This is a genomic window from Roseburia sp. AF20-18LB, assembly GCF_003461185.1.
Lineage (GTDB): Bacteria > Bacillota > Clostridia > Lachnospirales > Lachnospiraceae > Roseburia_C > Roseburia_C amylophila.
Map to the genome: position 1 here is coordinate 22,519 of NZ_QTWP01000014.1, position 6,253 is coordinate 28,771.

Consider the following 6,253-nt stretch of genomic DNA (forward strand, 5'->3'; position numbering starts at 1 on the left):
GTCTTTAGCGATGTCATTGAATGAAACACCAGGTGCAAACCGGATACATATCGGTTTTTATGGCAAAAGAAACAGCGGAAAATCTTCTCTGATTAATGCATTTACCGGACAGCAGGTAGCAATTGTATCGGATGTAGCTGGAACTACAACGGATCCCGTCTACAAGCCGATGGAGGTGCATGGTATCGGTCCGTGTGTATTTATTGACACGGCGGGAGTGGATGATGTAGGCGAACTGGGGAAAATGCGTGTAGAGAAGACGGAAAAAGCCGCAGAGAAAACGGATATTGCGGTGCTATTGTTTTCCGGGGAGGAATATCAGGCAGAGTTAGAATGGTTCCACTATTTTAAAGAAAAGCATACACCGATCTTATGTGTACTGAGCAAAGCGGATACACTGACAGATTCAGATTCCATAGCAGCACAGCTTAAGGAAGAGACAAAACAGGAAATTCTTGTTATCAGCTCGAAAAGCAAGGAAGATATAGAAAAATTTAAAGAAGAATTAATAAGACTTGTGCCGGATGATTATGGTGAAGAAACCATAACCGGAGCACTGGTAGAAGAAGGAGATTTGGTCCTTCTTGTTATGCCGCAGGATATCCAGGCACCAAAGGGCAGACTGATTCTGCCACAGGTACAGACCATCCGTGATTTGCTGGATCATAAATGTCTGGTAATGAGCTGCACAACGGATAAGTTAGAGGATACGCTGGCGGCGCTGGCGCGACCACCGAAGCTTATTATTACCGACTCCCAGGTTTTCCGTACAGTATATGATAAGAAGCCACAGGAAAGTCTTCTGACCTCATTTTCCGTATTATTTGCAGAGTACAAGGGAGATTTCGCTTACTACAAAGAGAGCGCAGCAGCCATTAGCAGTCTTACGGAAGAATCAAAGGTACTGATTGCAGAATGCTGCACCCATGCACCACTGAAAGAGGATATCGGCAGGGAGAAAATTCCGAATATGCTGAGAAAACGTATCGGAGCAGGACTGACAGTGGATATCGTCAGCGGAACAGATTTCCCAAAAGACTTATCTAATTATGATATAATAATTCAGTGCGGAGCCTGTATGTTTAATAAAAAATATGTCATGACGAGAATTGAACGTGCAAAAGAACAGAAAGTTCCAATGAGCAACTATGGTGTTGCCATTGCATATCTGTCTGGAATTCTTGATAAAATCAGCTATTAGAAATGATGAAAGGAAGCGTAACTATGTCAATCGAACGCGCGCGAGCATATTTAAAAGAATTTGGAATGGAGGAGCGGATTATGGAGCTGGCAGAATCCAGTGCGACAGTGGAACTGGCAGCAGAAGCACTTCATTGTGAGCCGGAGCGTATTGCAAAGACGCTTTCTTTTCTGGTGGGAGAACAGCCGATTCTGATTGTAGCTGCAGGAGATGCCAGAATCGACAACCACAAATATAAGACAACCTTCGGAACCAAAGCAAAAATGATTCCGGCAGCGGCAGTGGAAGACTATATCGGACACGCCGTTGGCGGAGTCTGCCCTTTTGGAATCAAAGAGGGTATAAAAGTATATCTCGATGAAAGCCTGAAAAAATTTGAAACAGTATTTCCGGCATGTGGCAGTGGAAACAGCGCCATTGAGCTGACAATCCCGGAACTGGAACAGTGTTCCGGATATCAGGAATGGGTGAATATCTGCAAGGAGGAACAGCAAGCATGACACAATTATTACTGGCAATTATTTATCTCGCATTTATCAGTCTGGGACTGCCGGATTCCCTTCTTGGTTCCGCCTGGCCGACCATGTATCAGCAGTTTGGCGTGCCGATTTCCTATGCGGGAATTATTTCCATGATTATATCCGCCGGAACAATTGTATCCAGCCTGCAAAGTGACAGACTTACGAAGAAGCTTGGAACCGGAAAAGTAACTGCAATCAGCGTAGCTGCAACGGCGGTGGCTTTGTTTGGATTCTCTTTTTCCCACTCCTTCTGGGCATTGTGTCTGTGGGCAATTCCCTATGGTCTTGGTGCAGGAAGTGTAGATGCGTCTTTAAACAATTATGTGGCATTACATTATGAAAGCCGCCATATGAGCTGGCTCCATTGTATGTGGGGTGTTGGAGCAACGGCAGGTCCTTACATCATGGGAATCGCACTTTCCATGGGACAGGGCTGGAATATGGGCTATCGATATATTGGAATCATTCAGGTTGTGTTGACTGCAGTGCTTGTTTTCAGTCTTCCATTGTGGAAAGGGCGGAAAAGTCCGATCGAAAATTTGCAGAATGCAGAAATGGAACAGTTACTGGAGAATGCATCAGAAAAAGCTGACACAACAGCAGAAAAGGCTTTGTCACTCCGTGAAATCTTAAAAATTGCAGGAGCCAAAGAAGTGATGCTTTGCTTCTTCTGTTACTGCGCACTGGAGCAGACCGCCGGATTATGGGCAAGCAGTTATCTGACTTTACATAAAGGTGTGTCAAGCGAAACAGCAGCAATCTTTGCAAGTCTCTTTTATATTGGAATAACGGTTGGGCGCGCCATAAGTGGCTTTATCACAATGAAATTAAATGATACACAGATGGTGCGGCTGGGACAGAGTATTATTGTCCTTGGAATAATGGCAATGGTGCTTCCAGGAAGCAATGTATTGGCACTGGCAGGTCTGATTCTCATAGGACTGGGCTGTGCGCCGATTTATCCTTGTGTCATTCATTCCACACCAGCACATTTTGGCGCAGACAAATCCCAGGCAATCATTGGTGTGCAGATGGCATTTGCCTATATTGGAATATTGGCGATGCCGCCGCTGTTTGGCGTGCTTGCCAGCAGGATTTCTGTGGCACTGCTGCCGTGCTATTTATTTGCAATACTAGTTGTAATGGTAATCATGCATGAACTTTTAACAAAGAAAACGGCATAAGCGTCGGAAAAAGTACAGCAGAGGAAATGGGAGCGTGTTATGTTTCAGTTACTTGAACTAATCGAAAATGAAGAGGACAGGGAATTTTGCAGGAAGTTGAGTGAGCAGTTTGACTCTGCAATGTACCATGTGGCATATGGAATTTTAAAGAATTCTGCAGATGCGGAAGATGCTGTGCAGGAAAGCTATATTGCAATTATAAATAATTTAGATAAAATTTCTCGTGAAAACTGTCATAAAGCGTGGAATTATATTGTTACTATAGTTAAGAGCAGAGCAATTAATGTATATCGTAGGCGGAACCGCGAAAGCAAGATGGACGAGGATACGATTGAAAATCTGCTGCAGGAGTCTCAGGGAGACGGAGAATTCTTTGAACTTCCGGATGGCAGCAGCATGTCAGAACTTATCGGCAGAATGAAATATCCATATAAGGACGTATTATATTTACGATATTATAATGAATTGAGCTATGAAGAAATTGCAACTGCTCTTGATACAACAGTTGACAATGCAAGACACATTTCCAGCAGGGCAAGGAAGAAACTGCAGGAAAAGTTAGAGAAGGGGAATTCATTATGACAGAACAGGAACTGAAGGATGCCATCACATTGTCGTGTGAGGCAGATTATAAGCACGCAATGGCTGCACCAAAGCATCGCTTTTCAAGGACATTTCGAAAGAAAATAAAAGTGCTGCTACAACCGGGCATGGGAAAACGCACGATACCAGCACTTTATCCGGTGCATGGCAGACGGCGTGTCATTATGGTTGTGGCAGTACTTATATTGATTCTCGGAACAACCGTAACGGGCAGAAGTTTTTTCCAGAGTCTGCTCGGAAAATATATTCTGACCGGGTATACCGACCATGTGCAACTGAATCTGGGCGAACCGGAGAATCTGGAAATGGTGGCAATAGAGGACAACGAGAAGAACACAATGGAGATTGGTACTGAACCGGATTCAGAGGAAGATTTTGAATTTGTCTGCAAGAAACCGCAGTGGGTGCCGGAAGGGTATACGCTGGAAAGAGAGGAGTATTACGAAAATATAGAGGAATATATACAAGGTTACATAGAAAACGGTGGAAAATTTTTGTGGTATCGTCAAATGCGCAATGATATAGGGAATAATTTGGGGATTAGTTCTAATGGAAATGAACAGCAGGAAGTTATGATTGAGAATGTCAAAGGATATTTTATCCCGGATGATAAACTGGATGGAGAAAGAGGAAATCTAGTTTGGGAAGATGGAAAGTATCTTTATATAATTGGAGGAGATTTCACAAAAGAAGAATTAGTTAGGATGGCAGAAACAATAAAATAGTAAGTGAAATAAAATGTTGTTGAAAAAATAAAAAAATTGGAAGGAATTGTCATAAAACCTCTTTTTCGGTTGTTACATAAGTAGAACAGGTGGAAAGGAGGTTTTGTAATGAAAAGAAAAATATTAAAAAAGAAAATCCTGAGTATTGTTTGTGCATTATGTCTTTGCATGTGTATGACTGGTGGTAGCACCGTAGTGTATGGAGCAGGTGTGGATAGCTGTGTAGACAAAATAGCAGAAGCAAGATATGCCAATATTTCATCCTATAGTACGGGGTTGAAGCTAAATGGTTCTACATTTAATGCAACAGCTGAAGTATATGCAAAATTAAAAGCATCTATATCAGTTACTATGACCTTACAGAGACGGTCAGGTACAAGTTGGTCAGATGTAACAAGCTGGTTTGATTCTACAACAGGTTATGATTTGGTTTTGTTCAAGAGTTACGTCGCTGGCACAAGAGGAAATTATCGTGTACGTGCAGTTTATACTGTGAATGGTGAAACAATAACAACATATAGCAGTACAGTCACCTATTAGCAGTAAAGGGAGAAAGTTATTTTTTTATAGAAAAGAAAAAATTAAGGAGAGGTAAAGGGATGAAAAAAATAGTAAGTGGTATTGGGGTATTGGTTTTTGCATTATACATGATGTGTACAACAGCGTTTGCAACAGAAGGTGCAGATGTAACTAGACTAGAGAATCTTGTGGCAGTAAGCCAAAAAGAAAGAGGGTTATATTGGCCGAAAGAATTTGAGGTTACTAGTGCATCGAATCCTAAAACTTTTTCCGGAAAAGCAGAGGGCAGTGACTTGTACTTAAATAAAGGGGTAACTGGCTCAACAAAATATTGGATTTCAATAAACAATAACAGAGATGAGGAATTAAAGGTAGAATTTAGAACACGTTTTTTTGTGAAGAAAACAATTTATGTACCAGCATATGCAACAAGAAGCTTGTCCGTTCTGGATATGGATGCAGGTGCAGAATACGCTTTGAAATTCTATCCAAAAAGTGATTTTGACGGATATATTTATGGTATGTAAAAATGAACATATTCACAATCAAAATCATAGCATTAATCTTGATGCTGATGGACCATATAGGCGAGTTCTTTCCGGACTCGCCTATATGGTTTCGGTGGCTGGGAAGATTAGCGGCACCGCTGTTTTTCTATGCACTGGCGGTGGGGTTCCAACATACAAGAAATCGAAAGAAATATTTGTTGCGCCTATATCTGGCAAATGTCGGAATGGTATTTTTTAATCAGATTATGTGTATGCTGCAGAGAAAACTGGACTATGTGGCGTATCAACCGAAAAATCATAATATATTTACAACCCTGTTTTGCGCGGGAGTGCTTATCTGTATATGGGAAAGCCGGAAAGAGAAGAAAAAGTTTTTTACATACATTGGAATATATATCTTCTGGCAGGCTATGGTAATGGGACTTGCAATTCTGGCAGAGGCGTTTGATTATGTATGGCGCGGTAATGCGCTGTTGCAAACAGTCTTGCGGACAAATTATATTTTCCCACTACTGGGTGGAATCTGGGATGCGGAAGGCGGCGTGTTCTTTATTGTGCTGGGAGTATGGCTGTATTGTGCAGTAGAGAACAAGTGGAAGCTTGCACTGCGTTATATCCTGTTCTGTGGGGCGTATATGTTTATGTGCCAGGGAGATATCCTATATCGGATTATGAGCAGGTTTTCTTTTTGGGGCTATCATAAATTAGCGGATGTCATATATTTTGGCAGTTCATTTGTGGGTATTCCTCTTGGAACATCGGATTTATCCCTGCTTACGGAGTTCTATCAATGGATGATGATAGGCGCATTGCCAATCATGCTTGCATGTAACGGAAAGCGTGGCAAAAGCCTTAAATGGCTGTTTTATGCGGCATATCCGCTGCAATTTCTGGTATTGTATGGTATAAGTTATTATAAATTATTATAAATAAGAAAGGTATATCGGCTGTGATGTGACCCCAAAAAGTTAGACTTTTAAGCGTAGCAGTT

Annotated in this window: 8 protein-coding genes; all 8 read left to right on the plus strand. The window is 41.7% G+C overall.

What is annotated here, in order from left to right; translation table 11 throughout:
* Positions 1-10: 10 nt before the first annotated feature.
* The 8 genes from hydF (at position 11) to DWX65_RS14205 (ending at position 6,191) form a co-directional block, all read left to right on the plus strand.
* Positions 11-1,201: a [FeFe] hydrogenase H-cluster maturation GTPase HydF gene (gene hydF / locus DWX65_RS14170; RefSeq protein WP_118173694.1), complete on the plus strand. Its 1,191-nt coding sequence runs from the start codon at positions 11-13 to the stop codon at positions 1,199-1,201.
* 23 nt (positions 1,202-1,224) lie between these two features.
* Positions 1,225-1,701 carry a YbaK/EbsC family protein gene (locus DWX65_RS14175; RefSeq protein WP_117698332.1) on the plus strand — a complete coding sequence of 159 codons (477 nt, stop codon included), beginning with the start codon at positions 1,225-1,227 and terminating at the stop codon, positions 1,699-1,701.
* Positions 1,698-2,906, plus strand: a complete 1,209-nt coding sequence (locus DWX65_RS14180) for an MFS transporter (RefSeq protein WP_118173695.1) — start codon at positions 1,698-1,700, stop codon at positions 2,904-2,906. Before DWX65_RS14175 ends, DWX65_RS14180 begins: the two co-directional genes overlap by 4 nt.
* A 39-nt stretch (positions 2,907-2,945) precedes the next feature.
* A complete protein-coding gene (locus DWX65_RS14185; RefSeq protein ID WP_118173696.1) occupies positions 2,946-3,488 on the plus strand; it encodes an RNA polymerase sigma factor in 543 nt (180 codons plus the stop codon).
* Positions 3,485-4,234: a DUF4367 domain-containing protein gene (locus DWX65_RS14190; RefSeq protein WP_118173697.1), complete on the plus strand. Its 750-nt coding sequence runs from the start codon at positions 3,485-3,487 to the stop codon at positions 4,232-4,234. Before DWX65_RS14185 ends, DWX65_RS14190 begins: the two co-directional genes overlap by 4 nt.
* 174 nt (positions 4,235-4,408) lie before the next feature.
* Positions 4,409-4,774 carry a hypothetical protein gene (locus DWX65_RS14195; protein ID WP_158564752.1) on the plus strand — a complete coding sequence of 122 codons (366 nt, stop codon included), beginning with the start codon at positions 4,409-4,411 and terminating at the stop codon, positions 4,772-4,774.
* A gap of 59 nt (positions 4,775-4,833) precedes the next feature.
* Positions 4,834-5,280, plus strand: coding sequence for a hypothetical protein (locus tag DWX65_RS14200; RefSeq protein ID WP_118173699.1), 447 nt, complete (start codon positions 4,834-4,836; stop codon positions 5,278-5,280).
* A 2-nt stretch (positions 5,281-5,282) separates the two neighbouring features.
* Positions 5,283-6,191: a TraX family protein gene (locus DWX65_RS14205; RefSeq protein ID WP_118173700.1), complete on the plus strand. Its 909-nt coding sequence runs from the start codon at positions 5,283-5,285 to the stop codon at positions 6,189-6,191.
* Positions 6,192-6,253: the final 62 nt, after the last annotated feature.

What these genes read in the sequence shown, in the direction of transcription:
- DWX65_RS14180 (WP_118173695.1), top strand. Translation starts at nt 1,698, where the DNA reads ATGACACAATTATTACTGGCAATTATTTATCTCGCATTTATCAGTCTG.
- DWX65_RS14200 (WP_118173699.1), top strand. Translation starts at nt 4,834, where the DNA reads ATGAAAAAAATAGTAAGTGGTATTGGGGTATTGGTTTTTGCATTATAC.
- DWX65_RS14205 (WP_118173700.1), top strand. Translation starts at nt 5,283, where the DNA reads ATGAACATATTCACAATCAAAATCATAGCATTAATCTTGATGCTGATG.
- DWX65_RS14190 (WP_118173697.1), top strand. Translation starts at nt 3,485, where the DNA reads ATGACAGAACAGGAACTGAAGGATGCCATCACATTGTCGTGTGAGGCA.
- hydF (WP_118173694.1), top strand. Translation starts at nt 11, where the DNA reads ATGTCATTGAATGAAACACCAGGTGCAAACCGGATACATATCGGTTTT.
- DWX65_RS14195 (WP_158564752.1), top strand. Translation starts at nt 4,409, where the DNA reads ATGACTGGTGGTAGCACCGTAGTGTATGGAGCAGGTGTGGATAGCTGT.
- DWX65_RS14185 (WP_118173696.1), top strand. Translation starts at nt 2,946, where the DNA reads ATGTTTCAGTTACTTGAACTAATCGAAAATGAAGAGGACAGGGAATTT.
- DWX65_RS14175 (WP_117698332.1), top strand. Translation starts at nt 1,225, where the DNA reads ATGTCAATCGAACGCGCGCGAGCATATTTAAAAGAATTTGGAATGGAG.